We start from the raw sequence: 26,374 nt of genomic DNA, 5'->3' as shown, positions 1-26,374 counted from the left end.
CCAGGAACCGTCACTCACCGTCTGTTCGCTGGCCCCGCAGCCGGAACGCCCGGATCGCCCAGTGCGCCAGTGCCCGCCTCGCTTTGCGGCCGGTGGGCGCCGTAAAGCGCAAGCGGTTCTCCACTCGTTCGGCCAGAAAAGAGCAGCCCTGCACGTCCGGTGGGCTATCATGCCTATCCTCTCCGAAGTAGCTCCTTATGATTTCCGTCCGTAATGTCACGCTGCGCCGTGGCGTCAATGTCGTACTCGATAGCGCGTCTGTCACCTTCACCCCTGGCGAAAAGATTGGCCTTGTCGGCCGCAATGGCGCCGGCAAGTCATCCTTCTTCGGCCTTCTCAACGGCACGCTGCACGAAGACAGCGGCGAGTTCTCGATTCCCGCTGCATGGAAAATGGGCCAGGTCGCGCAGGAGATGCCGGAGACCGAGCAGAGTGCGACCGACTTCGTCATCGAGGGTGACACCATCCTGCTGGCAGCGCAGGCCGAAGTAACCGCCGCTGAGGCCAGCGACGATGGCATGCGCATGGCGCACGCCTACATGGCCCTGCACGACGCCGGTGCACACGATGCTCCCGCACGCGCCCAGGCGCTAATCCAAGGCCTGGGCTTCAGTGCTGCGCAGCTTGGCCAGCCGGTCAACAGCTTCTCCGGCGGCTGGCGCATGCGCCTGCAGCTGGCGCGCGCGCTCATGTGTCCGTCCGACTTGCTGTTGCTCGACGAACCGACCAATCACCTCGACCTCGACGCGCTGGTCTGGCTGGAAGCGTGGCTCAAGCGCTACGAGGGAACCATGGTCGTGATCAGCCACGACCGCGAATTCCTCGACGCGGTGACGCAGGTGACCGTGCACGTCGACAACGCCAAGCTGGTGCGTTATGGCGGCAACTACAGCAAGTTCGAAGAGATGCGCGCCGAGCAACTGCTGTTGCAGCAGGCCGCGATGGCGAGGCAGGCGGACAAGATCGCCCATTTGCAGAAATTCATCGACCGTTTCAAGGCCAAGGCCTCGAAGGCGAAGCAGGCGCAGAGCCGGGTCAAGGCGCTCGAACGCATGGAGAAGATCGCACCGGTGCTTGCCGACGCGGAGTTCACCTTCGAGTTCAAGGAGCCGCTCAACGTCCCGAACCCGCTGTTGTCGATGCTGGACGCGAGCTTCGGCTACCCCGCGCCGACCGACGCAGCGCCGGACACGCCGCCGACGGTCATCGTGCGGGGCATCAACCGCTCCGTGCTGGCCGGGCAGCGCATCGGCATTCTCGGTGCCAACGGCCAGGGCAAGTCGACGCTGGTGAAGACCGTGGCGCACGAGCTGGCGCCGATTGCCGGCGAAATCAGCGAGGGCAAAGGCCTGAACATCGGCTACTTCGCACAGCAGGAACTCGACGTGCTGCGTCCCCTCGACACGCCGCTGGAACACATGATCCGCCTTGCGAAGGACACGCCGGCGCACCTGCGTGCCCCCGGCCAGAGCGGCACCGAACAATCGCTTCGTACCTTCCTCGGCACCTTCAACTTCAGTGGTGACATGGTCCATCAGGCGGTCGGCACGATGAGCGGCGGCGAAAAGGCGCGGCTCGTGTTGTGCATGATCGTGTGGCAGCGCCCCAACCTGCTGCTGCTCGACGAGCCTACCAACCACCTCGACCTGGCCACACGCGAAGCGCTAGGCATGGCACTCAACGAATTCGAAGGCACAGTGTTGCTGGTCAGTCACGACCGGTCCCTGCTGCGCGCGGTCTGTGACGAGTTCTGGCTCGTCACCAAGGGTGGCGTCGAGCCCTTCGACGGCGATTTGGACGATTACCAGCAGTTCCTGCGCGAGGAAGCCCGTCGTATGCGCGAGCAGGCTGCCGGGGAGCAGAAGGTCGTCGCCTGAACTAAGCCCCTGGCAGTTCCAGTTTGGAAGCTGCCATAGCGCTCGCATCGAGTCGAAGGGTCGCTTAGGGCCGCGTGCCGCCGATCGCCGTCAGGCAGCACGCGGCCACTTTTGGTCGTTCAACCGCGCGCTCAGGCGGACGTTCGAATGTCCGCTGCGCTTGCTTGGATGCGCGATTACCCGCAACGAGCGTCAAGCGATCGGGCAACCCGAAAGCCAAGATCATCGATTGCAAATGTCGGATGGCTACGACGTCGATTTGTAGCAAGGCAGCCTCTTTCAGCATCAGCCCAACCACCGCCACGAAAGACGCGATACGAACCATAGACTTCCGGGTCGTATAGATCGGCGCACCACTCCCAAACGTTGCCTAGCGTGTCGGCAAGCCCCCAGTCATTTGCTTGCTTCTGACCCACCTCCTGCGTGTGGCCGCCGGAGTTTTCTCTATACCAAGCTATATCGCCGAGTTCGCCGTATCTCGGACCATTTGTTCCGGCGCGGCATGCGTACTCCCATTCAGCTTCGGTGGGCAGGCGATAGCCGTTACTTTCTGGGACAGGAGAAGCTCCGGTTTCATCGCCGTGAAACGCATAAAAGTCGAGAAGGCCGGCAGCCTTCGAGAGCATGTTGCAGAACCGGACGGCGTCAATCCAGGACACGTTGACTACTGGACATTGCGCGGCGACATATGACGATGGCCATTGTCCGGTTGCCGCCGCATACTGCGCCTGAGTGACGGGATAGCGGCCGATCTCAAAAGGCGGTAGGTCGACGGACCATCTACGGCCAATTCTATCGTCCCTCAATGCAATGGTTCCTGCGGGAACCCGTATCGTTTGTATATCGAGTATTTCAGACAGATGTTCCATTTTCTTCGTGACGATAAAACCTGCTTGCAGCGGCAAAGGCCTCCAATGTAGTGTCTCACAAGGCTTGCCTCGCATTAACGGAAACAGCATGAATGGGTATCCAGATCCGCCAAAACGAAAGATGCGTTGGATCAAAAGCGCGCGCTTTCGGTGCTGTATCTCGCGTCGGACGATTCGTCTTTTGTGACCGGCACCGCACCATTGGTCAATGGTGGTGCATCGATTACACGTACGTGAACTTCCTGGCGGCGTCCGACGTACAGGAACCGATGTCGCTATTTTTACTTCATCCACTGAAAGGAAATCACTCATGGACCTGAATCTGACAGGCAAACTAGCCCTGGTGAGCGGGAGCACTGCAGGCATCGGTTTCGCTATCGCCAGCACGTTGGCGCAGGAAGGCGCTCGCGTGATCGTGAACGGGCGCACCCAGTCATCCGTGGATGACGTGGTCGCGCAACTGAAAGCGGAGACCGGCAGCGACGTGCAGGGATTTGCGGGCGATCTCAGTACGGCCGCTTCAGCCGAAGAGCTCGCGCGACGCTATCCGGACGTGGAAATTCTGGTCAATAACCTGGGCATCTTCGAGCCCAAGCCGTTTGAAGAGATCCCCGACGCGGACTGGCAGCGGTTCTTCGACGTCAATGTCTTGAGTGGGGTACGCCTCGCTCGCTTGTTTTTGCCTGCGATGAGGCGGGCCAACTGGGGGCGCATCATTTTCATTTCAAGCGAAAGCGCAGTGCAGATTCCAACTGAAATGATCCACTACGGGATGACGAAAACCGCGCAGCTGGCGGTTTCGCGCGGACTAGCCGAAGCCGTTGCCGGCACCGGCATCACAGTCAATAGCGTGCTGCCGGGGCCGACGAAATCGCGGGGAGTAGGTGAATTCGTGGAGACCCTTGCAAAGGCCGACGGCAAATCGTTTGAAGCGTTCGAGAAGGAGTTCTTCGAGAAGGTCCGTCCTACATCGCTCATCAAGCGATTCAGTTCGCCGCAGGAAATCGCGTCGCTCGTGGCCTATATCGCCAGCCCGCTTTCGTCAGCCACGACGGGAGCAGCGTTGCGGGCCGACGGAGGCGTTATAAAGAGCACCTTCTAGACCCACGCCGGCATTGAGCCGGCTCCTCCACACGCTTTTCCCGATCAATGCTCCGACGCGACCGGCCCGGCTGAAGCGCTTCTTTTGTGCTTGGATTCAACCGGTCGACGCAATACATTGATAGAACTGTTCGGCCGGTGTCTGGAAGTATAGTGTTTTTCGTAGTCGCTCGTTAAGTCGCCGACACCGCAGCCAGACTCTGGCCGTTCTTCACCAGTCGGACTGCTTCCAGTTTGAATTCGAGCGTGTACTGCGCCCGCTTTGCCTTGACCGTCATCGTTTCTTCTCCTTGCTTGAGTTTACACACTCAGCAAGGGATTCGTTTTTCGGGGGCAAGGTCATCTAGAAAACTCATCCGCAAGCGCCCCATATATCCTGCGATACCGCGCAAGCCGATCCCCGATCACAGTCCGCTGCCCTGCATCCGGCTCACATACCTCAATCGTTGCCGGAGCCGCACACACCTCCGCAACGTTCTCCTCCGTCACAGCCAACCGCGCAAGGCGCGCCGCGCCCAAAGCGGCGCCGACATCTCCACCATCATGACGGCGCATCGCAACCCCAGTCGCCGTTGCGCAAAGCTTCGCCCAGAACCGGCTACGCGACCCACCACCAATAAAAGACGCCGTCTCCAACGTCGTCCCAGCACCTTGTAGCGCCGCGTAACCATCGGCCATCGCAAAAGCCACACCTTCCATCACGCTATACGCAAGCTCGGCCTCACCATGAGCACCCGTTAGTCCCCAAAACACGCCCTTAGCATTCGCGTCATTGTGAGGCGTACGCTCGCCGCTCAGATACGGCAGAAACAACGGCGCGTCCCGCGCATCCGCTTTCTCAGCCAAGCCCGCAAGCTCGGCGACGTCCCTTTTAAGCACATCCGACAACCAGGCGAGACTCGAAGCCGCCGACAGGATCACACTCATCTGATGCCAGCGGTCCGGCAAGCAATGGCAAAACGCGTGCACCGCCTGTGCAGGATTCGGCGCAAACCTGTCCGTCCCGGCAAACAGCACACCAGACGTACCCAACGACAGAAACGCGCTACCGGCCTCGGCAACACCCATACCAATCGCACTGGCCGCGTTATCACCCGCACCGCCACACAGCAGCACAGGACCAGCAATGCCCCATTCGCGCCGCAAAGTATCGTTCAACTGTGCCGCAGCCTCGCTACCTTCCACCAGCCGCGGCATATGCTCACGAGAAAGGCCGGTCGCAGACAGCATCCTGTCCGACCAGTCACGCTTCGCGACGTCGAGCCACAGCGTGCCCGATGCATCGGACATGTCGGAGACGAACTCGCCCGTTAGCCGCCACGCCACGTAGTCCTTCGGCAACAGGACCTTATGCGCTGCGCGGAACACAGCCGGTTCGTATTTAGACAGCCAGAGCAGTTTCGGCGCGGTGAAACCCGGCATCGCCAGGTTGCCGGTAATCGAGCGCGACTCTGGAACCAGCGCTTCGAGCTCCACACATTCGGCAAACGCCCGGGTGTCGTTCCACAGGATCGCCGGGCGTAACACCTGTCCGGCGCGATCGAGCAGGGTCGCGCCATGCATCTGTCCGGATAACCCAATCCCGCGTAGCGCCGAAAAGCCCGCGGGATTCGACGCCCGTACCTGCGCGATGGCATCCAGTGTGGCGTGCCACCACGCCTGCGGACTCTGTTCGGACCAGTGAGGATGAATTTTCTCGACTTCAAGCCGTGCACTGCCGGTGGCGATCGTGTGCGATTCGTCGTCTGTGAGTAACGCTTTTACCTCGGAGGTCCCAAGGTCGATTCCAAGGAAAGTCAAGAGTGTCGTCCTGGTTCTTGCGGCGGGCTCGTCTTGCAGAAGCAAAACGTCAAGCCGCGATCATGTGTTCGTTAAGCTGATGCAGCGCGCGAAACTTCGATGGCGGCATCGCCTTCGTTGAAAGGAATTGACGATTGAAGTTCGACAGATTGTTAAAGCCAACGCGGTAGCAGATCTCTGTCACGCTAAGCGTCGAACACATCAGCAGTTCACACGCTTCGTTGATCCGCAGCCGGTTCTGGTACTGCACAAACGTACACCCGGTATGTCGCCGGAAAAAGCGTGTGAACGTGCTGACGCTCATGCCGGCAAGCTCGGCGACATCCGCCTCGCGCAAGGTGCCCGGAAGGTTCTGCTGAATGTACGAGAGCACCTGGTTGATCGTGGACTGCATGTAACGATGTGCGTTGACGTCGTATGCGGGTCCCGCCAGCAGGGTGCGCTCGGTGCACGACGACAACCTGTCGAAGATCGCCATCAACAATTCGACGCGGCGGCAACCGTGTGAAACCGCAAGCTCCAGCATCATGGGCGCAATGGCCAGGCCCACTGCATCCGGAAACTGGATGCCGCGTGCCGCATCGTCGACAAGGCCTACGATCGAGTGCAATTCGGTGAACGCGGTCGCCATGCGTTCAACCGCGTCACGCGAAAACTGGAGAACCACGTCGCGTGACGGCACGGTGTCGCGCTCGCCGACTTCGCTAATCCAGTTGTGCGGCAAATTCGGTCCGGTGATCACCAGGTTGCCCGGTGCGAAGTCTCCGATGAAATCGCCGACAAAAAACTTGCCGGTCGACGCCCGGATGACGTGAATCTCATACTCCGGATGAAAGTGCCATTTCGCCACCGTATGCGGATAGTCGTGCACCCAGGCACGGAACGACTCGTCCCTTCGTGTGTACACCAACTCCAGATCTGGATTCATACCGCTTCTCCTTCCCGGCCGTCTCGACGCCGCGTCTTCTTGTGTTAATGCAAAGCCGCTCCCTGTACGCCCACGCCTTGATGTGGCGGGCTGGCGAGTGTTGTTCTGCTGCCTTGAGAAACGGGCAATGAAACGTTTTGCTCCGTCTGGGCGTCAAAAACGTGCAGGTCAGCGGTTTTGAACTGAAACGTTACCACGCTATCCAATTCGGGAAGCTCATGCGCCGGCACCAGGGCGGCCAGGCGTTCACCGGCGAATTCGAACGTGACCAGCGCCTCCGCGCCCAGCAGTTCGATCAGCTCCACTTTGCCGCGAAGCCTTAGCGAGCCCGCCTCGTCGTCCGCAGACGCCACCTTCAGATAGTTCGGCCGGATCGCCAGCTTCACTGCCTGACCGGCCTGCAGTCCTGCGAAACGCGGCCCGGCGAGCGCCCAGCGCTGGTTCTGCACCTGCACGAAGCAGGTTTCACCCGTTCGCTCGATCGTTCCGGATAGGAAATTCATGGCGGGTGTGCCAATGAACCCTGCGGCGAACAGCGTATGCGGGAAATGGTAGAGATCAGATGGCGTGCCGCCCTGCTCAATCCGCCCGCCTCGCATCAAGATCACGCGGTCGGCGAGCGTCATGGCCTCGAGCTGGTCGTGCGTCACATACACCGTCGTGGTCTTCAGGCGCAGATGTAGCCGCTTGATATCGCCTCGTAACTGGGCCCGCAGTTTTGCGTCGAGGTTGGACAGCGGCTCATCGAAGAGGAATACCTCGGGTGTCTTGATCATCGCCCGGGCGATCGCAGCGCGCTGCTGCTGGCCGCCCGACATGGCGCGCGGTTTGCGATCGAGCAACGCGTCGAGGTTCAGCATCGCAGCGACTTCGCGCACGCGACGATCGATCTCCGCAGCCGGTACCTTCAATCGACGCAAACCAAACGCGACGTTGTCATACACGGTCATGTGCGGATACAGAGCGTAGTTCTGGAACACCATCGCGACGTTGCGCTCGCGTGCCGGCAAGTTGTTCACGATGGTGTCACCGATCGCAAGGTCACCGCCGGTGATATCTTCGAGACCCGCAATCATGCGAAGCATCGTGGACTTGCCACATCCGGACGGGCCGAGCAGCACCACGAACTCGCCGTTGGTAATTTCCATATCGAGTGGGTGCAGCACCGGCGGCCCGCCGTCGTAACGTTTCGTGAGACCTCTGCAGACGATTTTGGCCATGGCTCAGTCCATCTCGATCTGGATTTTGACATCGTTCGGGCGGCCTGCTGCGGCCTCTTCGAACGCCTTGAGGCCATCGGCGAACGCGAACTTGCGCGAGATGAACGGCTTTACATCGATAATGCCGGAGCTTATCAGCGCCAGCGCGCGCGGGAACACATTCGCGTAGCGGAACACCGATTCGAGACGCGCTTCCTTCGCCTGCATGGCGACAACGTCGAGCGGCACGCGGTCGACCGGCATGCCGACGAGGACCGCGCAGCCACCTGGGCAGAGCAGATCGAACAGATCATCGTAGACCTTCGCGCTGCCGCTCGCTTCGAATACGACGTCGGCACCCCAGCCCGTGGTGACTTCACGAACGACATCGACGAGCCGTTGCGCGCGCACATCCACGGTTGTCACTGCCGGATTGCCGGCAAAGAGCGCCAGTTTTTCCTTGACCATGTCGGCCAGAATGACGCGCGATGCGCCGCTCGCCAGTGCCGCCAGGGCGGTCATCGCGCCAATCGTCCCAGCACCGATCACAACAGCGACATCGCCGGGTTTCATCGCAGCTTTCTTGGCGGCCTGCAGCCCGATCGATAGCGGCTCGACAATCGCGCCCTCCGCGAAGGACACATTGTCGGGAAGCCGGAAGGTGAATGCCGCCGGATGCACGACATAAGGCGTCAGGCAACCGTGAATGGGCGGCGTTGCCCAGAAGCGCACGGCAGGGTCCAGGTTGTACAGGCCGCGCATGGTCGCCGGTGAGTCGAATTGCGGAATGCCCGGCTCCATGCAAACGCGGTCGCCCACACGCAGATGCGTGACCTCGTTGCCCGTTTCGACCACCGTGCCGGACGCTTCGTGACCGAGCACCATCGGTGCGTCGACCTTGAACGGTCCGATGCGTCCGTGTGTGTAGTAATGAATGTCGCTACCGCAAACGCCAACCGTATGAATCTTGATTTTGACGTCGCGAGGACCGACTTCGAGCGGCAAGTCGATATCGCGCAGCGCGAGTTGACGCGCTTCTTCGAGTACGAGGGCTTTCAAAACGATCTCCTTACTTGCCTTTGAGCATTGAATTCAACAGCCGGCCCAGGACGCCGACGAAAATAATCGGAGGAAGCGCGAGCAGGACCGTGGACGCGTTGATCACGCCCCACGGCACCTCCTGCCCGAGCGAAGTGAACGCGGAGGCAACCACCGGCAGCGTCGCGCTTCTTGACGACGTCAAGGCGAGTGCGATCATCAGTTCATTCCAGACCAGCACGAAGCTGAACACGATGCCTCCCATCAGCGTGGTGGCGCTGATCGGCAAAGCAATGCGCCAGAACACGCCGTACGGGCTGTAACCATCCAAGGTGGCGGCTTCTTCGACTTCGCGCGGCAGACGCTGGAATACCGGAATGGACAACCAGGTGATGGTCGACAGCGTGACCAGCAGATAAGTCACCACCATCGACAGCTTCGTGTCGTATAGCCCAAGGTCGACCCAGATCGCGATCAAGGGAATAGCGACCGCGACTGGCGGCAGGAACCGCAGCGACAATAAAAAGAACTGAATGTCGCGCTTGCCCGGCACGTGATAGCGGGCGATCACATAAGCCGCGGGTACGCCGAGCAGCGCGCCCAGCAAGACAGCGCAACCGACGATAGAAAGGCTGTTGGCGAGTCCGATGAGAACCTCGGGGCTCGACACGACCTGCCGGTAGTTGTCGAGTGTCGGCGTAAAGATGAAGCGCGGCGTCGGCGTGACGATGTCGAGCAGGTTTTTCAGCGAATTGAGAAACGCCCAGAAGATCGGAAACACGGCCACGATGGCGAGCGCCGCGCCGAACGACCATGCGGCGCTGCGCGAAATCAGTCTTCCCATTTGTTCACCCGCTTCCAGATGAAAGTGAAAATCAGCGTGGTCGCGACCATCATCAACACCGCCATGCTAGACGCGTAGGAAACCTTGCCGGACAACCCAATGCCTTGCGAATACGCGTACATATCGAGGGTTTCAGTCGTGATTCCAGGGCCGCCTTTGGTCATCACGTAGACCAGATCGAACGAGCGCAACGATTCGACCATCTTGATGAACACGAGGCTCATGATCGGCACCTTGAGCATCGGCAGCGCGATATACGCGTAAACCTGCCACGTGCGCGCATAGTCCAGCCGGGCGGCCTCGAGCGGTTCGGGCGGCAGCGTCTCGAGCAGTTTCAATACGACGACCGCGAAGAACAGCCCCCACTGCCAGATGTCGACGAGCGCCACCGCGTACAGCGCCAGGTGCGGATCGGATAGAAACGCCGTGTTGTCGATGCCCAGCAGACCCAGAAACCAGCTAAGAATGCCCGTGAGCGGCGAATACATGAACTTCCAGATGAAGGCCGCTGACACGCGCGGTAGAAGCACCGGCACGATCAGCAACAGCGAAATGACGCTACGCATCCGGCCATGGATCTGCTCGAACAGATAGATCGCGATCAAAACGCCGACCGCGACTGCGCCGACCACCGTGACAAATTCCCAGATCGCCGACACCTCGATGGAATTGAGGAATCGTCTGTCCGAGAACAGCCGGGAAAAATTGCGCAGCCAGACGTACTCGCTGTCCGGGTAGCGCAGCACGCGATTCTTCAGCGCGAGGTTGATTGCCGCGACGGTAGGAACCAGACCGAGGAGCGCCATCACGGCAAGAGGCGGTCCAATAAATACGAACGGAAGGCTGGTTTTGCCCCGATTGAACATTGACTTCTCCAACAGCGTAGAGTCCGCGAACCTGGTGTTCGCGTGAGACCTCGATTGGATCTGCGTTGCCCCCTGGTGCGCAAAGCGTGCAGCAAGGGGCGCCCACGCTACTTCTTCGCGCCGTGTTCCATCGCGTCCTGAGCGTACTGAACGGCGTCGTTCAACGTCGCCTGAACGTCCGGCTGCGTACCCGTGAACACTTCCTCCAGCGCGATACCGAGGTTGTCGCCGATGTCCGGCCACTGCGGGCTCGACCAGATCGTGACCTTCGTCACCGGGTTGGTATCGTTCAGGCCGGCGAGAATCTGCGGCTTGACGTGCTTCTGGAAGTAATCGCTCTTGATCGTGCTCGAGCGGTTGTAGTCGCTAAAAATGTTGTCGCGAAGGCGGGCTTGCTCTTGATCTTTGCCCGTCGCCCAGGCAATGAACTTGCCTGCGGCCTGACGCGTGCATTCGTCCTTGGCGCCGACAGAAGAGATCGCGAGGCCGTGACCATAAGCAGCGGACGGCAACGGTGCAGGCGGCCTGACGTATCCCACCTTGTCCGCGACACTAGATTTGGTGGGATCTTCCATCCAGTCGGCGAACGGCGTCGATTCGATCATGAACGCGACCTTGCCGGAGCGGAACGCTTCGAGCGCATTGCTCCAGTCGTACGTTGCCGCGCCTGGGGGCGCGTATTTGAAGAGGTCCCGATACAGCAGCGTGGCCTTCACCGCGGCCGGCGAATTGAAATCCGGCGCCTGGCTCTTGTCGGTCCATGTGCCGCCCTCGGCGAGCATGAACGGCGCCCAGCGCCACACGTTCATGCCCGAGCCGCGCTGTCCGCGTGCAACCCAGCCGTACATGTTGGGCGGGGCGTTGAGCTTCTTGATGTCCGCAACCAGTTCGTCGAGGGTTTTCGGCACCGGGAGATGCGCTTTCTCGAGAAGGTCACGACGGTAGAACAGGAAGTCGCCGCCGCCGATCAGCGGGGCGAAATAGGCGACGCCTTTATAGCTTGCCACCGCGCGGCGGCCTGGCAGGAAGTCGTCGTAGTCTGCGTCTTTCGGGTAGTACTTCAGCAGGGGTACGACCCAACCCGCCGATGCGAACTCGGCGACGTTCGCCTCATCGACGTAATAGATCTGATAGGAACCGGCACCCGTTGACGCGTCGAGCCGTGATTTCGAACGACGGTCGTTCTCACCAAAGTAATTGATTTCAATCTTGGTGCCACTGCGCTTTTCATAGTCGGGCAGCGACTTCTCCATGACAGTCAGGCCGAGGCTCTTCTGGGCCAGCACCTTGAGCACGGGCACGTTGCAGGACTGTGCCGTCGCCAGCATCGGAAAACTTGCGCTCAGGAACGCGCAAGCTGTCAGTAATTGAATGGGTTTCACGCTCGTCTCCGCTTTTGGAATGTTCTTTGGTATCGCCATACGGGCGCTGCGATTGGGAGCAGAGCGAGCGTACGGTGAGGAGAACTGTAGTGGTCGCGGCCAATGCCCAGCCACTGCAAAAGGCGGAACCCGCTGATACTTTTTGCTCGCACTTTGGGTGCGGCGCACAAAATGTGTCAGTGAGCGAGGCGGATCCGTGGGAGGTCCACTCCCCGGTACTGAGGCCTAGATCGGTCGCATATAATGGCTTTGAACTCGAACACGGCGTTTGCGTGCGAGGTCAGGCCGGCGCGGCCGTAAAAGAAAATATATTCGAGAGCACGGGGGTTGGGGATGCACAATAATCAGCGGGGGACGCTGCCGGCCGCTCCAGGTCGGGATCTCTTTGCGCCACGGATTCTCATCGGCATTTTCCAGGGATTAGTACTGTATGTGCTCCTGAACGCTGCGCATAATCGCAGCGGCATCGCAACTATCCCGCTTCTGTTTTTCCCGCTGCTTCTTGTTACCCTATTCATCCCGCCGGTGTTCATCATGGGCCTGCAACGAATGAGGGGGACTCGGCTCGCGATGTGGGCCGTCGTGCTCGCCGCAGTGGTGGCAATGCTTGGCTATCACGACGCGTGGCGATCCGCAGGCGCTGAACTTGTTGGAGTGCAAGCCTTCGGCCACACCGGGGTCCCGCTGCCGTCAATGGCAGTGACCTTCTACAGCGGCGAGATTGTATTTATCGCTTATTGCCTCATTCTCGCCGGCGAGGCTGCAAGGTCATGGTTTGCCCCGTACGAGTCGTACTTCGAACTCAGCTGGAAACTTGGGCTGCAGGTCTGCCTGTCAGGGTTGTTCGTCTGTGCGCTCTTTCTTGTGCTCTGGTTGGGCGCCGCGCTCTTCCTGCTGCTGAAGTTGCATTTTCTCGAGCAACTCCTGCGCGAATCGTGGTTCAACATTCCCGTGAGCGCGATGGCGTTTGCCTCAGCCCTGCACATCACCGATGTGAGGCCAGACATCATCCGGGGCTCGCGCACGCTTGCCCTGTCGCTGCTCTCGTGGCTGCTCCTGATCCTCGTTGTGATTGTTGGCGGATTCCTCGCATCCCTGCCGTTCACCGGACTCGGATTGCTATGGGCCACGCGGTCTGCTACGTGGATCCTGCTTGGCGTCGCGGCGTTAAAAATCGTTCTCGTGAACGCTGTGTTCAAGGGCGGCCCGGGCTCCGATCCCGCACCGCGAGTACTGCGTGTCTGCATGAGAATTTCATGTCTGATGCTTCCCGTGCTGGTGATACTTGCAACTTACGCGCTCGCGCTGCGGATCGAGCAGTATGGGTTCACGCCGCACCGCATTTTGGCCTGTGCAGGCACGTTCGTGGCTTACTTCTATGCCATCGGCTATGCGTGGGCGGCGCTTGCTCGCACCGACACCCTCGCGAGAATCGCGCCCGTGAACGTGATCACGGCGTGGGTATCAGTCGCTGTCCTCGTTGCTGTATTCACGCCGTTGGCTGATCCGGCACGTCTGTCGGCGAACAGCCAGGTCGACCGTCTCCTCGCGAGCAAGGTTGCGCCCGAGAAATTCGATTACAGCTTTTTGCGGTACAGATCCGCGAGATACGGATTGCAGGCACTCGCGCGCCTGCAGGGGGAGACTAACGTAGCGAATGCCGCGACCGTTCGTGAACTGAGCACGCAGGCCGCACGTCAGCCCGCTCAAGGTGTTTTGGGCGCAGCCAATCCGGATGCCGCGACACTCGCCCTTAACATCGTGTCGCGCACGCCCGGACAGCCGGTTCCGGCGTCATTTCTCTCGAAGGACTGGAAGCAGGTCAAGCAGAAGTGGATGCTCCCCGCTTGCTTGAACTTTGGCGCAGTGAAGTGCGATGCTTACCTCGTCGACCTGACCGGCGGTCACAAATCTAACGTTGTGCTCTTCCCGAACAGCGGGAATATTGGCTACGTGTTTGACCAGGCCGGCGATGGAGATTGGCAACTGGTGGGCAAGTTTTCGATCGCACCGGACTGCGCTGCCGTTCGTGATGCCTTGACGAAGGGGACTTTTCAGCTCGTTGAACCGCGGCTTCGAGACATTCAGGTCAATGGTCAACGCGTCGAAGTAGAGGCGATGCCGACGCGCAGCGCGGTGTGCTCGAGACAGTAGGTACTGGCGTACGAGTGGCCCGCGAACGTCCACGCTATGGCGCGCGACGGTCCTTTGTAGGCCGATTCTGTTGAAAAAGTCGTGTTTTGGTTGGGGGCGCAGAAGTTGGCGACACGTTTTCGAGTTGTGGCGCTTAGCGAAGTGGCGAACCTGAACCAGGCAGCGATCCCCGTTGCTGGTCATGTAGCTGCCTGATTCATCTGCTTGCTTGCTGGCATGAGCCACTTGGCCGTTCTTCGCAGATTTTGCGCGGTTGCTGCCATCAGGAACTCATCATGAGCACCGCTTGGACCGCGCAGTCGCAGGCGATCCAGCTTCAGGATGCGCTTGAGGTGAGCGAAGAGCATTTCCACTTTCTTTCGCTGCCGGCGAGACTGCTTGTATTCTGGGATTGTCGCGATGCGCCTCGCTTCATCGCGGGCAGCTTCATGGGTGCTGCGCGTGATTTTGCGAAACGACATATTCGGACAGCATTGATTCTTCATCGAACACAAGGTTCAGATGCACCTCTTCGCATAGACGTCGTTCGGACCGAACGCCAAAGCAGTAACCCACGATCAACATGCGAATCATGAGTTCCGGGTCAATCGATGGACGACCCATTGGGCTGTAGAACGGTGCGAGGTGCTGGCGCAGATCTCGTAGATCAAGAAAGCGATCGATGCCTCTCAGCAGGTGTGATTGCGGGACGTGGTGGTCGAGGTTGAACGAGTAGAAAGCTTGTCCTGTCCGCTATCCAGTCGACCCATCATGACGATTCACTCCCGTCGTTTGATGCCTTCCGGGATACCTAACATTCCGCATCGCCGCCGACTTTTTCAACAGAATCGGCCGACTTCTGCCGATCGCATCAGGCTCTGTGTGGCCTATCAACGACCTTCGGCTACAGGCAACCATTTCTGTCCCGCGCGCCAATAGTTCGATGGCTAGCAAAGCCATGATGGCCCAGTGCTACGCGGATCGGCGGCCCGGTTGCCCGGTCCGCCGTTTTCCCCGATGCGTGGTTCCTTCGTTACTTCCTTGATGTCAGCCCACCGAGCACGGCGCCGGATGACCCGGGCGTTCCTCCGCTGGCGCCGCCAAGCGCACTCGTCAGGGCGTTGACGAGGCCGGTCACGGGCGCGAGCAGGTTGGCCGCGCCGGACCCACCTGAACCGCCTGAGGCGTGTAGCGCGCCCGTCGACGATGATGCTACTGACGTCGCTGGTACTAGCGGGTTGTTGGCGCTGCCTGTCGCGCCGTTCAGCGCGACGCTTGCCGAGATGGCGCCGGTGAGCGGCGCTAATGGATTGCCGGGTCCTCCGACCACGCTGGTCAGCGAAGATGTCAGCGAAGTCAGGGTGCCGGCCAGAGGTGCGAGTGGATTGGTCGAGCCGCCAATACTGCCAAGTCCGCCCGTCAGCGTGCCGGGCAGCGAAGTGAGGATGTTGGTGAGCGGTGCCAGCGGATTGCCGGACGAACTGCCGCCCGGATTGAGGATGCTGGTCAGGCCGCCGAGCGGATTACCGCTGCCCGAGCCGCCTGTGGTCAGCAGGCCGCCGACCGAGGTAACCGTATTGCCCAACTGGGTCACGACGTTACCCAGGTTCTTGCCGATCGGATTACCCGTGGCGCTGCCGATCTGGCCGCCCGCAGTGTCGAGGCCGTGGCCGATGGTCGACAGCAGTCCATTGAGCGGCTTACCCAAACCTGTCGTGTCGCCGACGGTCTGGGTGGTCTGCGCGAGCGTCGCGGTGATTGGCGTGATTGCAGTGCTGAGGGTCTGCGTGAGCTGCTGCACCGGGCCGTTAGTGAGCGTCGAGCCGAGTTGCGTGCCCAGGCTGCTGACGGCGGTGCCCACGGTGGAGATCGTGCTACCGAGCGGGGTTGTCAGCGGGCTGAGCGGAGCAGTCGGACCGCTGCCGAGGCTGGTCACGAGCTGTCCGGCGCTATTGACGGCCTGGCCGGCGTCATAGACCAGGTTGCCGCTGCTGGCGAGGGTGGTACCGAGAGGGTCGGTCGAGCTCCCTAGCTGGCCGAGACCGTTGAAAGCGCCCGTGCCGAGTGCGGACACTCCGGCGCCGAGATTCGAAACCACACTGCCGAGCGCTGTGGCGGTAGCGGTGTTGCCGCCAGGGATCGGCGTGAGACCGATCTGGCTGCCGATGGCCGAGACAGTCTGGCCGGCCGCAGTGACGACATTGCCGGTGTTCTGCACCACGACGCCGAGTGGGTTCGCGCTCGACGGCGTGGGTGTCGGCGTGGGCGTGGGCGTGGGCGTGGGCGTGGGCGTGGGCGTGGGCGTGGGCGTCGGCGTCGGCGTCGGCGTCGGCGTCGGCGTCGGCGTGGGCGTGGGCGTGGGCGTGGGCGTGGGCGTGGGCGTCGGCGTCGGCGTGGGCGTGGGCGTGGGCGTGGGCGTGGGCGTCGGCGTTGGCGTTGGCGTTGGCGTTGGCGTTGGCGTTGGCGTTGGCGTTGGCGTTGGCGTCGGCGTTGGCGTCGGCGTTGGCGTCGGCGTTGGCGTTGGCGTTGGCGTTGGCGTTGGCGTTGGCGTTGGCGTTGGCGTTGGCGTCGGCGTTGGCGTCGGCGTCGGCGTCGGCGTGCCGTTACCTGAGCCGGACCCCGATCCGGAACCTGTACCGGACCCCGCCCCTCCTCCCGAACCACTGCCGGACCCGCCGCCTGTACCTGTGATGGCGCCGCTTCCCGAACCATTGCCAAGCGTTGGCGACTTCGTGGTCAATGTCGATCCACAACCTTGAAGAACCATCAGTGACGACACGCACATGGCGATCGTCGTCATTTTGAAATTGCGATTCATGCTTGCACCCCCCGGTGATGAAAATCCTGGGGTTGTGACTGCAAAGGTCATACCATATGGGGAGTGCACCGTGCGGTGCATAAGAAAGGTCGGCAAATCAAGGGCGCGCAGGCGATCGATTCCCGCGCGTCGCGATCTTGAATGCCAGTGTGGTGCGGAACATTGTCTTCCGAACCTCGAACGTAACGTAACGTAACGTGCGGAGCGGTTTTCACACATCTGCGTTTCCGCCGAGGCAGCTGTTCTTCAATAATGAACAGTCGTTTAAAAGCCGATTGCGATCGAAGGTTGATGGTCGACGACTTTGCCTGACGACGACCGGCTCAGTTCGTTTACGATTGTTCGACGCCTGCTCGCATGCGTCATGCGTGCGCTCACGCGGCAGCAGACAAGGGCAGGCGTCGAACAACCCTTAACGGTTTATGCCTTTCGCATATTTTCTGCGATCTGCGATCGATCGAGGTCTGCATCGGACCGGATTCGGCCACAACCGGTCGTTCGACGCCGCCATCAAAATCGGTGACAATCGACCACGACGGAAGTTTGCGAAGCAACCTCGCCCTCACAACATTACAGCTACGACCAGCCAACACTTGAGTTAGCAATCGCCATGGCGAAACCTATATTGACGGTATCGCTGAAGGGTCCATTTCCGGAAGCTTTTCGCTTTGTCGAGGCGTTGCTCCAGCCTCTTGGACTTCTGCTTACCAATCCCGAAAGTGGGCGAGTAACGCACTGGGGCGATGATGGCGAACCGATCGCGATACCCCGGAACAAGATTGTTGATGAAGCGTCTGCGGGGCTGGTGAAGAACGTTCAGTTTTGGAAGACCAGTAGCCATGATCTATTTGTGTCTTGGGTCGACACGTCGCCGGGGTGGCAGTTTTCCTTTCACTTGGATGGCGTCACTCCAGAGTTGAAGATGGCGTTGGCGACCATACTCTCGAATTCAGTCCTGGTCGATCGAAGGGTGCACTACCAAGACGAGTGCGCCTTTAGGATCGATTTCGACTAACGGCCACTTTCAGACACTCGACGTCAAACGCTAATTCGCTGACAATCTGCCCGCTAACGCGAATGTTGAAAGGACTTAACCGGCCGGTCCGAAACGGTCGGCATCGGTCTCCGTGCGGCGCTTATGCGGGCAACGGGAATCGTTTCAAAAACTCCCTCTAGGATATGCTCCCCATGTTCCCCGATCCTTGGCTAGACCGGTGGCTGGTATTGATCAAGGCGCGCTCCGGCGAACGGCCCGTCCTTGAGATTGGCTGTGGCTACGGCGACGATACCGCTAGCTTAGCGAAAGCCGGTTTGCGCGTGATCGGCTTTGACACGTCACGCACCTCGGTAACGTCGACCAGGATCAGAGTACCCTCTGCGCGCATCGAGCGACGAGACGTTCGTGATCCGCTTCCCGAAGATGCCACGGACCTCGGCGTTGTGTTGGCGAGTCTGTCGCTTCACTACTTTACCTGGGCAGAAACCGTGTCGATCGTGGATCGCGTGCGATTGGCGCTACGACTGGGTGGGGTGCTGGTATGCCGACTGAACTCCACCGAGGATACAAATTTTGGCGCGGATGGATGCGAGGAAATCGAACCGAACTATTTTCTGGTGAACGGACAGCCGAAGCGCTTCTTTGACGAAATCGCGGTGCGTCGACTCTTTGCGGATGGTTGGAACACGATCGCGTTAGAGCACATCACGACCGACAAATACCAAAAACCCAAAACCGCTTGGGAAGTAATTCTTGAGCGGGTGCGGTGATCCGTTGCAGAACGGGCATCGGGTGTTCTGAGTGGCTCTATATATCTCCGCGTCGAATGAAGGGTAGCTCCTGCGTAGGTGAATACGCGGGCGTTCTCCACAGCTTTCGAATGACCGCTATCGAGAAATGTACAGGTCAGCTCAGGGTCGAACTGGGCCGCATGCCTTCAAACGGTACGTGCAGTTTCCAATGCTCGCGTGTCCTGTCCAGCCACAACATGGTGACGCGTCATGGCGCAACTGCTCCCTTGCACTCGGCTCAATCAGAGCGGTGAAGGCAGAACGCTCGACCAGTCAGGTAAGGCATCAAGATCCGGCCGCATCGTGACGCTCTCCTGTTCGTTGGGATCGGTTCGGGCGATTACCGCGACGCAAGGCTCATCCGCGCTCGCGTTGTACGGAACATGCGGCATCCCTGCGGGGATGTAGAAGAAATCTCCGGCCCGAACCACCGCATGGTGTTCCAATCGTTCGCCATACCAGCACCCCGAGATGCCGCTCAGCTGATAGATGGCCGTCTCATGCTCCGCATGGAGATGCGCTTTGGCGCGGGCAGCCGGCGGAATCGTTGCTAGCTGAAGATGCACATGCTTCGATCCCACACTTTCAGCTGAGATACCTACCGCATAGGTCAGCCCCTGCTTCCCCTCGAACTGTGGGCCAGCTTGCACCAGTTGACAGGTTGGAGTGCCAGGCTTGTGTGTGCTGATGTTCATTGCTTCTCCAAACAATGAGCGCCGACGTCGGCGAGATGGCGTGCGTACGACCGCAGAATACACCCGCCCACTGTTTGAAAACGGTCATCCTTTATCGGCAGATGGCGGCTAGGTCCGGACGCTCGACATCTCCATCAAGATCGTCGACACAATCCGCGCAAATGCACAAATGCACGTGTGACAGGAATATCGGTTCGCCAGTACACAGAAGATGTTCGTTGGGCGATGTAAAAGATAAGGCGTTACCGGGGGGCATATCGGGCAAAAGCCCACCCCAAATCGCGCGCAGATCGCCCCACTCTGCGCAGCTCCCAGAACTGGCTCCTTGCTCAGCTCGATGCATGATCGGCAAAGCATGAAAGTTGCTAAACGGTAAGAACGCTGACAATCCGTAATTGCACAGACAGTCGGATGCAATTCGAACGTCCCCAGGCTTGTCCAAGCAATGTGGCCCTGCTATCGAGGCGCCGCTATGGCGGCGACGAAACGAATAGCGCACCCCATGCATGGGCCGCTCTTTCCGAGGGAGGAATCGTGCAAAAGAAAATCGTCATTCGAGCCATCGCGGGAGGCGTTTTCCTGATGGCGCTGTCCAGCGCGGCGTTCGCTCAATCGCCGGCGTATACGAATCAGCCCGTGTACGTTTATGCGGGTCCGTCCGGGGAGTACCCGGTGGTCGCGCAAGTGCCGCCGAGCGCGCAGCTTACGGTGTACGGCTGCGTTTCCGATTACAGTTGGTGCGACGTCGAAGCGCCCGGACTGCGCGGCTGGGTCTACGGCGAATATCTCGACTATCCGTATCAAGGTACCGAGGTGCCGATCATGACTTACGGCTTGCAGATCGGGCTGCCGGTCGTGGCGTTCTCGTTCGGAACTTACTGGGATCACTACTATCGCGGCCAGCCTTGGTATCACGACCGGGACCGGTGGGTGAATCATCCGCCGCCGCATGGTGGTCCGCCGGCGGCGGGCGCTCCGGCGATGAACCCGAGGCCGGTCATGCACGGCGGCCCGCAGCCGCAGCAGCCGCCGCAGCAGCAACCCCAGCCGGGCTACGCTCATGGGCCGACGCAGCCGCAGCCGGGATATCCGCACGGGCCTGCGCAGCCGCCCGGGCAAATGACGGGCGGTCATCAGGGACAGGCTGCCGTGCACCCGGGCGGCCCGTCCGGTGAGCACGGCGGCGAGGCGCGCGGCGGCAATGAAGACCGCAATCATCCGCAGGATAACCATTAGCGATTGAACGTTTTTCGCCCGCCACCGCTTCGCGTTCGCATGGCAACGCGCCTCGCGCCCATGCTGCCCAATTCGACGGATGATCGTCGGCGTGATCGTGAAGCGGGTCCGGGCTCTTTCGCATCGATATCCGCGGCGACGGTGGTTTCACCTATCGGTTGCGTCGGCCACATCAGACGCTTGCCGCCATTTCTGTCGCGTCAAAAAAAACCGCTCAGGATTGGATAAATAATCGGCAGGACAAAGGACGTCAGAATGCCGTTCAGGCCCATCCCGAGGCCTGCAAACGCGCCGGCTTCTTCACTCATCTGCAACGCACGAGCAGTGCCGATTCCATGCGACGCGACGCCCAGTGCGAAGCCACCCAGGTCATGCCTCGACACGTGAATCAACCTCAAAAGGCCACTGCCAATCACCGCGCCAGTGATGCCGGTCATGATCACAATGACGGCCGTCAGCGACGGCAACCCGCCGATTTTCTCGGAGATACGGATAGCAATTCCTGCCGTCACGCTCTTCGGAGCAATCGTGGCAAGTATTTGACCCGTGGCCCCCAGGAGCCTTGGGATCAAAATGGCTGATGAGATGCCCGTTGCACAGCCCGCCACAAGTGCGCCAGCCAACTGCGGGGCCAGCCGGCGCAATTTAGGCAATTGTCGGTGCATCGGTATAGCGAGCGCGACGATAGCAGGTCCAAGCAAAAAATGAATGGGCTGGGCGCTTTGCATGTAGGTGACATACGATGTGTTCGATTCACGCAAGGCAAATATCAAAAGCGCTACTGCAATTAACACAGGATTCGCGAGCGCACTTTTTCCTAGCGAACCGTGGACGACCTGCGCGATTGCGTACGCGAGGAACGTGAGGGTCAGCCAAAGAAGCGGTGTTGTTCCGAGAAATGCCCACGCGGACGCGATGTTCTGATGAGCGTTCACGGTGTATCAACCTTCTCGATGTCGGCAGCCGCACGCGCTGTGTTTCCGTCGGCATGGAGCGGCGATGCAAACGGTGTTGCCGGGGCTGCGAGCGATGCAGCGCGCGCGGGCCATAAAACGCACAAGCCTTGGCCGACAAGCGCGGTAACGACGATTGTCAGCGCCGTACACACAACAACGGACACGGCTATCGGGAACAGGTCATGAGCCACGCGGCCGGCAAAGACCATGATGCCGACGCCTGCTGGAACGAACAAAAGAGGCAGAAACCTGAGCAGGGCAAGAGCGTCGCTCTCAATGGCGGATGAAAAGCCGGGGCGCAGACTCAGTGAGGCTAACAACAGGATCATTCCTATAACCGCGCCGGGAATCGGCAGGTTCCCGGCGTAGGCTATTAATTCGCCAAGGCACTGGTAGGCGAGAAGGACAGTGAACGTCTTGATCATCGGGTCACCTTCGATTCCGACTCGCACACGTTGAGCCACCAGCGAAGCACGACGAAGCGGGTGAAAGCCGTCATGCCAGAACGTATTCACCCGTTGGCAATAGTCATCATTGCGGTGAGCGAACAGCGTCGGGCATCCCGTGCATCCGCTCACTGCCCACCGTAGAGCGCGTTCAAGCGGTCCAGCGTGCCGTCCTGCTGGGCGCGCTGCAATTCCTGTTTGACCTCCGCGCGAGTCTTGCCATGGAGGGCACCGCTATCGCTACTGCCCATGGACATACCGCCGACAGCGTCCGTCGTCATAGCTGCGTTGCTGTCGGTGGCCGTCTTGGATGTGTCGGTGTTGTCACCCGCATAGGCGAGCGTGGTGCACAACGTCAAAGCGGCAATGGGGATCAAAGTCAGAGCTTTCATCATATTCTCCAGCATGGTGCATGACATGCCCGACGCCAATCGAATCACGCGGTTTGCGCCGGGATTTCGTGCCGCTTCGAAAAGCATCAAAGGTTCTCGCAAAGACTCGGCACGCTCTTGCAATACCCGGGAAGAATTGCCTTTATTCCCGAGCCATCTTCCTTTCTTGTATCGCGACCGCTCCAGGATAGGACCGGGGTATCCAGCCTGGATCTATTTTCATCACCTGCAACCTGGCGGCGATCCTCGTGGAGTTACTGGGTTTGAACTGCCCACCCCGTCCACGGGTTGCGGCATGCCAGCAGGTACCACTGCACTGTATGCGCTGACCGCATGCGCATGAATAAGGCACTTTTCCTAAACGAGACTAGGGGATTGCCTTATTCAATGACTGGGCACCGCTCTATTGGCTCTCGATCCACTGAATCGCAAAGCGCATCAGCTCGTTGCCGCTCCGGATATTCAACTTTTCTTTGATGTTGGCCCGGTGTGCCTCGATGGTCTTGACGCTCCGATTCAGTTTCGCGGCGATTTCGCGGGTACCGAAGCCGAGTCCGATCAGATGCAGAACCTCGAATTCCCGTACCGAAAGGCTTGCAATTGGGCCGGCCGGCGTTTTTCTGGGACCCGCAAGGGCTCGCGCCAGCTTTTCATGCATGGCGGCGCTCAAATAAATATTGCCTGCCAGCACTTCGCGGATGGCGCTCACGACATGTTCTGTGGCCTCGAGTTTCATCAGATACCCGTTTGCCCCGGCCCGTAGTGCGCGTTCGGCAAACAGGCTTTCGTCATGCATGCTGAGGACGAGGATTGCCAGATTTGGGTAGCGATGGCGGAGAGTCTTGACAAGATCCAGGCCAGAGTCCGATTGCAGACTGATGTCCACAATGGCCATGTCGGGCTGGCAGGCCATTTCCGCGAGGGCTTCTTCGGCGCTGCCGGCCGCACAGCAGACGTGCAGATCCTCTTGCAGATTCAGCAGGTGCGTCATCCCCTCCCGGATGATGGGGTGGTCATCCACGATCAGGATTTGAATCGCGCGGCCTGGGCTAGACGGCTTCCCGTGCATGGTCTGGGCGCTCCGGTATCGGATAGCTGATGGCGACCGTGGTGCCACCCAAAGCATTGCGAGTCACGGCGCAAGAGCCGCCCAGAAGGCTCGCCCGGTGACGCAGGTTTTGGAGTCCCAGTCCTGAGGCACGCTCCATTTGTTCCGGGCCGACGCCCACCCCGTCGTCACTGATTGAAAGCGTCTGCACACCGCCTACGCGATCCAGGTCGATCCAGATGTGGCGGCCTTCGCTATATTTCAGCGCGTTGTTGACTGCTTCCTGTGCCGCACGATACAGGTTGATCTGAGTAGGCTGATCCAGTAAGTCTACATCTGGCTGGATCCGGAGCATGCAGTCTATGCCGTCAAGCGTACGAGCCGTTTCCGCCAGCGCATGTAGTGCGGCCGCAAGGCCACCATATTCAATGGCGACCGGGTCCAGGCCATGGGCAATCCTGCGGGTCATCAAGGACGACTGCTTCACCAAGCCGACGATGGTAGCGGCGTCGGCGGCGGCTGGGTGGCCCTGCGTCTGCAGTTTCTGATTCAAGGCGGCGCAGTACAGACCGAGGCTGGTGAGGTGTTGACCAAGTCCATCATGCAATTCCCGGCCGAAGAGTCTTTGCTGCTGATCGCCGATCTGGATCAGTTCTTCTTCCAACAGACGGCGTTGCGCGATCTCCTCCGTTAGTTCGCTGTTTGTCTTCTCCAGGTCTTCGGTTCGCTCCTCTACGCGCCGTTCCAATTCGATGTAGGAGGCCTGCAGCAGGCGATGGACGCGCTGCTCCTGAGCACGTGCCGCCACCAGCAGCAGTCCGGTTACCGCCACGACGTTCGCGAAGGTGCACCACCTCACGAGGCTATCCACCGGAGAATTAGCGGCGAAGGGGCCCGTGCCGTGGGTGGTACCCCAGATAGCCACGACTGAGACCATCAAGGTCGCGAGACTGGTGCCCAGGTGATCGAAGCGCAGAGCCGCCCAGATAATGAACGGAAAGATCGCCAAGGCTGCAGGATAGTAGCCGTGTCCGGCAAGTTGCGGGGCGCCGAAGATGAGGTAGCTCACCCAGACGGTCGCAATGGTCAGCCCGCACGCCTCCACGGCCAACTCCGCCGAGCGGATGGGGTTCGGATACACGAGCAGGCTGAGCAGGGGCGGAGCCACCACCAGCACGCCCATCATGTCACCGAGCCACCACTTCAGAAAGGCTGCACCGTACTCGGCGGCCGGCATCAGGCCCCCTCCGAATACGGCGGTCGCGCCGATCAGCGCACTCACTGCCGTGCTGAGCACCGCAGCGAGAGCAATGAGGGCTAACACGTCCTTGATGCGGTCGAGGGTGATCTGGAATTGGGCTACGCGGTTCAACAGTATTGCTGCCGTCAAGGCTGCAACTATCGCGCCAACACTAATCACAGCGGCCACTGGCAAGGGCACGCCCACCGACACGTTGGCGAGGAGGGAGCCAATGGCGATTCCCGGGGCAACTTCGAAGCCCAGAGCGAGCAGTGCAACAAGGGCGATGCCACTGGAGGGCCACACCAGAGACACTGCGCCGCCCACTATCGCATAAGCAAGTCCTACTTTTGCGCCTGCGTAGTAAGCCAATGCCACAAGCCCGGTGAGCAGGAAGAGCCTAAACCTGGAATCGCACCGAATAATGGCCATGGTTCGCTTCACCCCTCATGCGAGCGATGCCCCACACGTCCCGGCTCAGCCCGCAAGCAGCATGCGACATGGGGCCGTAACACGTTAGCACACAGGACTACCGTTCGATATTGATGGGTGCGCGCTCGCATCGCCCGCCAAAACACAGGTTCCAACTGGCGGAACTCAGTTCGGACTCCGCCCGGGGTCTATGCTTGATTGGCGCATTCGCACTATATGACCAAGGAGGCGTGTCATGAAACCCGCGCTATGTGTCGCCGTCGTCAGTATGCTGTTCGGGGCCCAACTGGCGCACGCCGCCTGCCCCACCGACGCCGTCTTCCTCGTTCTCAGTGATCAGATTCGCGGTTACTCCTTACGCGCCAACGGAGCAACGGAGCCCTGCCAGGTGCTGCAAGGGACGCTCACCACCCTCATGACCGCTGGAGCGACGGTGATCGACAAGAAGGACTCTTTTCACGTCGCGCAGTTTCTTACCAGCAGCACCGTCGACATCTTTTCGCGGAAGGCCGAGGGCAATGAGGCGCCCAGTCGGTCGTTCATGTTGACGATGACAAATGACCTGCTCAGCATCGCGGTGGATTCCCACCTCAACGACTTCGTCCTGACCGTTCGCCCCGCGGAGGCGGGGGTGCTGATCGCTCCCGCCAACAGCTCTGGGCCTCTAACCAATCCGGTTCACATCACCGATCCGAATATCGTCCAGTACGTGAGCATTGCGATTGATAGCGACGACAATCTGCTGATCGCGGGTTATGACATACGGGGGGCGGCGATCATCGACACGTTTGGCACGCGTCGGAACATGACCGCGCCGCCGCTTCTGCGCAGCCTCACGGGTAGCAAAACCGGGCTGCTGCCGGGGGCCGGACTTTTTGCAAGGAACAACATGACGATCGCTGTCGATCCGCGTACGGACGAGTTATTCGTCTACAACCAGACCGCGGACGTGACGCAGATCCAGGTGAGCGTTTTCGCCGCCAAGGCGAACGGCGATGTGCCGCCGCTACGGACAATCAGCGGTCCAGCCACGGGAATCACTGGCTCTGGCTTGCCGGGAAACAAGATCGCCATCTCCTCGGACGGGCGGCTCTTTGATGCCGAGCCGAACCTGCGCATTCTCGCGTTCGCGCCGGGGGCAAGGGGCAATGTGGCGCCGTCTCAGGTCATCGAGGACTCCACCCCCGGTCCAGTCACCCTGGGCGGGATCGCGGTCCGGTCGAGAGGAGGCCGGCAACATGATAGAAATGACGATGATCAATGAAACGGACGAAATTGGAAAATCC

Annotated in this window: 20 protein-coding genes and 5 pseudogenes; 8 read left to right on the top strand and 17 right to left on the bottom strand. The window is 60.2% G+C overall.

Annotated features, from left to right (window positions below; all coding sequences use genetic code 11):
• Positions 1-197 precede the first annotated feature (197 nt).
• Positions 198-1,877: an ABC-F family ATP-binding cassette domain-containing protein gene (locus KHO33_RS12230; protein WP_200567844.1), complete on the top strand. Its 1,680-nt coding sequence runs from the start codon at positions 198-200 to the stop codon at positions 1,875-1,877.
• Positions 1,878-2,053: 176 nt separating this feature from the next.
• On the opposite strand, the gene KHO33_RS12225 is transcribed toward KHO33_RS12230, so the two are convergent.
• Positions 2,054-2,782, bottom strand: a complete 729-nt coding sequence (locus KHO33_RS12225; protein ID WP_234477152.1) for a formylglycine-generating enzyme family protein — start codon at positions 2,780-2,782, stop codon at positions 2,054-2,056.
• Between the two features lie 105 nt (positions 2,783-2,887).
• Here KHO33_RS12225 and KHO33_RS42045 point away from each other — a divergent pair.
• Together KHO33_RS42045 and KHO33_RS12220 are read left to right on the top strand one after the other, a co-directional pair.
• Positions 2,888-2,983: pseudogene (locus KHO33_RS42045) on the top strand (SDR family oxidoreductase); the annotation flags it as partial.
• A 73-nt stretch (positions 2,984-3,056) separates the two neighbouring features.
• On the top strand, positions 3,057-3,848 hold the full coding sequence (locus KHO33_RS12220) for an SDR family NAD(P)-dependent oxidoreductase (protein ID WP_200567843.1): 792 nt from the start codon (positions 3,057-3,059) through the stop codon (positions 3,846-3,848).
• Between the two features lie 338 nt (positions 3,849-4,186).
• Here the strand turns inward: KHO33_RS12220 and xylB are convergent, their stop codons facing one another.
• The 7 genes from xylB to KHO33_RS12185 form a co-directional block, all read right to left on the bottom strand.
• The gene (xylB, locus tag KHO33_RS12215) at positions 4,187-5,647 is read right to left on the bottom strand and encodes a xylulokinase (RefSeq protein ID WP_200567842.1); all 1,461 of its coding nucleotides are present in this window, start codon (positions 5,645-5,647) and stop codon (positions 4,187-4,189) included.
• A 49-nt stretch (positions 5,648-5,696) separates the two neighbouring features.
• Positions 5,697-6,575: an AraC family transcriptional regulator gene (locus KHO33_RS12210; protein WP_200567841.1), complete on the bottom strand. Its 879-nt coding sequence runs from the start codon at positions 6,573-6,575 to the stop codon at positions 5,697-5,699.
• Between the two features lie 44 nt (positions 6,576-6,619).
• Positions 6,620-7,795 (bottom strand): ABC transporter ATP-binding protein, encoded by a 1,176-nt coding sequence (locus tag KHO33_RS12205; protein ID WP_200567840.1) that lies wholly within the window; start codon positions 7,793-7,795, stop codon positions 6,620-6,622.
• Positions 7,796-7,798: 3 nt separating this feature from the next.
• A complete protein-coding gene (locus tag KHO33_RS12200) occupies positions 7,799-8,833 on the bottom strand; it encodes an NAD(P)-dependent alcohol dehydrogenase (protein ID WP_200567839.1) in 1,035 nt (344 codons plus the stop codon).
• 10 nt (positions 8,834-8,843) lie between these two features.
• Positions 8,844-9,656, bottom strand: coding sequence for a carbohydrate ABC transporter permease (locus tag KHO33_RS12195; protein ID WP_054035632.1), 813 nt, complete (start codon positions 9,654-9,656; stop codon positions 8,844-8,846).
• On the bottom strand, positions 9,644-10,522 hold the full coding sequence (locus tag KHO33_RS12190; protein ID WP_200567838.1) for a carbohydrate ABC transporter permease: 879 nt from the start codon (positions 10,520-10,522) through the stop codon (positions 9,644-9,646). Before KHO33_RS12190 ends, KHO33_RS12195 begins: the two co-directional genes overlap by 13 nt.
• 107 nt (positions 10,523-10,629) lie before the next feature.
• Positions 10,630-11,850 carry an ABC transporter substrate-binding protein gene (locus KHO33_RS12185; protein ID WP_200567865.1) on the bottom strand — a complete coding sequence of 407 codons (1,221 nt, stop codon included), beginning with the start codon at positions 11,848-11,850 and terminating at the stop codon, positions 10,630-10,632.
• Positions 11,851-12,237: 387 nt separating this feature from the next.
• Here KHO33_RS12185 and KHO33_RS12180 point away from each other — a divergent pair, with 387 nt between their 5' ends.
• Positions 12,238-14,058 carry a DUF4153 domain-containing protein gene (locus KHO33_RS12180; protein ID WP_328822799.1) on the top strand — a complete coding sequence of 607 codons (1,821 nt, stop codon included), beginning with the start codon at positions 12,238-12,240 and terminating at the stop codon, positions 14,056-14,058.
• Positions 14,059-14,237: 179 nt separating this feature from the next.
• Here KHO33_RS12180 and KHO33_RS42910 read toward each other — a convergent pair.
• The 3 pseudogenes from KHO33_RS42910 to KHO33_RS12170 all read right to left on the bottom strand — a co-directional run.
• Positions 14,238-14,549 (bottom strand): annotated as a pseudogene (locus KHO33_RS42910) (transposase); the annotation flags it as partial.
• Positions 14,545-14,775: pseudogene (locus tag KHO33_RS42905) on the bottom strand (transposase); the annotation flags it as partial. The pseudogenes KHO33_RS42910 and KHO33_RS42905, both read right to left, overlap by 5 nt.
• A 295-nt stretch (positions 14,776-15,070) precedes the next feature.
• A pseudogene (locus KHO33_RS12170) lies at positions 15,071-16,366 on the bottom strand (collagen-like triple helix repeat-containing protein); the annotation flags it as partial.
• Positions 16,367-17,465: 1,099 nt separating this feature from the next.
• Between KHO33_RS12170 and KHO33_RS12165 the strand changes: the two are divergent.
• Together KHO33_RS12165 and KHO33_RS12160 are read left to right on the top strand one after the other, a co-directional pair.
• Positions 17,466-17,870, top strand: coding sequence for a hypothetical protein (locus tag KHO33_RS12165; RefSeq protein WP_200564997.1), 405 nt, complete (start codon positions 17,466-17,468; stop codon positions 17,868-17,870).
• Between the two features lie 173 nt (positions 17,871-18,043).
• A complete protein-coding gene (locus KHO33_RS12160; RefSeq protein ID WP_200564998.1) occupies positions 18,044-18,622 on the top strand; it encodes a class I SAM-dependent methyltransferase in 579 nt (192 codons plus the stop codon).
• A gap of 263 nt (positions 18,623-18,885) precedes the next feature.
• Here the strand turns inward: KHO33_RS12160 and KHO33_RS12155 are convergent, their stop codons facing one another.
• Positions 18,886-19,338 carry a cupin domain-containing protein gene (locus tag KHO33_RS12155; protein WP_200564999.1) on the bottom strand — a complete coding sequence of 151 codons (453 nt, stop codon included), beginning with the start codon at positions 19,336-19,338 and terminating at the stop codon, positions 18,886-18,888.
• A 534-nt stretch (positions 19,339-19,872) separates the two neighbouring features.
• On the opposite strand from KHO33_RS12155, the gene KHO33_RS12150 reads away from it, so the two are divergent.
• The gene (locus tag KHO33_RS12150) at positions 19,873-20,574 is read left to right on the top strand and encodes an SH3 domain-containing protein (protein WP_236074667.1); all 702 of its coding nucleotides are present in this window, start codon (positions 19,873-19,875) and stop codon (positions 20,572-20,574) included.
• Between the two features lie 200 nt (positions 20,575-20,774).
• On the opposite strand, the gene KHO33_RS12145 is transcribed toward KHO33_RS12150, so the two are convergent.
• From KHO33_RS12145 to KHO33_RS12125, 5 genes and pseudogenes are all read right to left on the bottom strand, one after another.
• Entirely contained in the window at positions 20,775-21,509 is a 735-nt protein-coding gene (locus KHO33_RS12145) for an LrgB family protein (RefSeq protein ID WP_054033403.1), read from the bottom strand.
• 122 nt (positions 21,510-21,631) lie between these two features.
• Positions 21,632-21,955: pseudogene (locus KHO33_RS12140) on the bottom strand (CidA/LrgA family protein); the annotation flags it as partial.
• Positions 21,956-22,104: 149 nt separating this feature from the next.
• The gene (locus tag KHO33_RS12135; RefSeq protein WP_200565001.1) at positions 22,105-22,455 is read right to left on the bottom strand and encodes a DUF4148 domain-containing protein; all 351 of its coding nucleotides are present in this window, start codon (positions 22,453-22,455) and stop codon (positions 22,105-22,107) included.
• Between the two features lie 316 nt (positions 22,456-22,771).
• Complete coding sequence (locus tag KHO33_RS12130) at positions 22,772-23,437, bottom strand: response regulator (protein ID WP_200565002.1); 666 nt, start codon at positions 23,435-23,437, stop codon at positions 22,772-22,774.
• Positions 23,418-25,088, bottom strand: a complete 1,671-nt coding sequence (locus KHO33_RS12125) for an MASE1 domain-containing protein (protein ID WP_200565003.1) — start codon at positions 25,086-25,088, stop codon at positions 23,418-23,420. Before KHO33_RS12125 ends, KHO33_RS12130 begins: the two co-directional genes overlap by 20 nt.
• Positions 25,089-25,323: 235 nt before the next feature.
• Between KHO33_RS12125 and KHO33_RS12120 the strand changes: the two genes are divergently transcribed.
• On the top strand, positions 25,324-26,352 hold the full coding sequence (locus KHO33_RS12120; RefSeq protein ID WP_200565004.1) for an NHL repeat-containing protein: 1,029 nt from the start codon (positions 25,324-25,326) through the stop codon (positions 26,350-26,352).
• The last annotated feature ends 22 nt before the right edge of the window (positions 26,353-26,374 follow it).

The sequence above is a fragment of the Paraburkholderia nemoris genome, from assembly GCF_905221015.1.
Taxonomy (GTDB): domain Bacteria; phylum Pseudomonadota; class Gammaproteobacteria; order Burkholderiales; family Burkholderiaceae; genus Paraburkholderia; species Paraburkholderia nemoris.
This window is presented reverse-complemented; position numbering and strand designations above follow the sequence as displayed.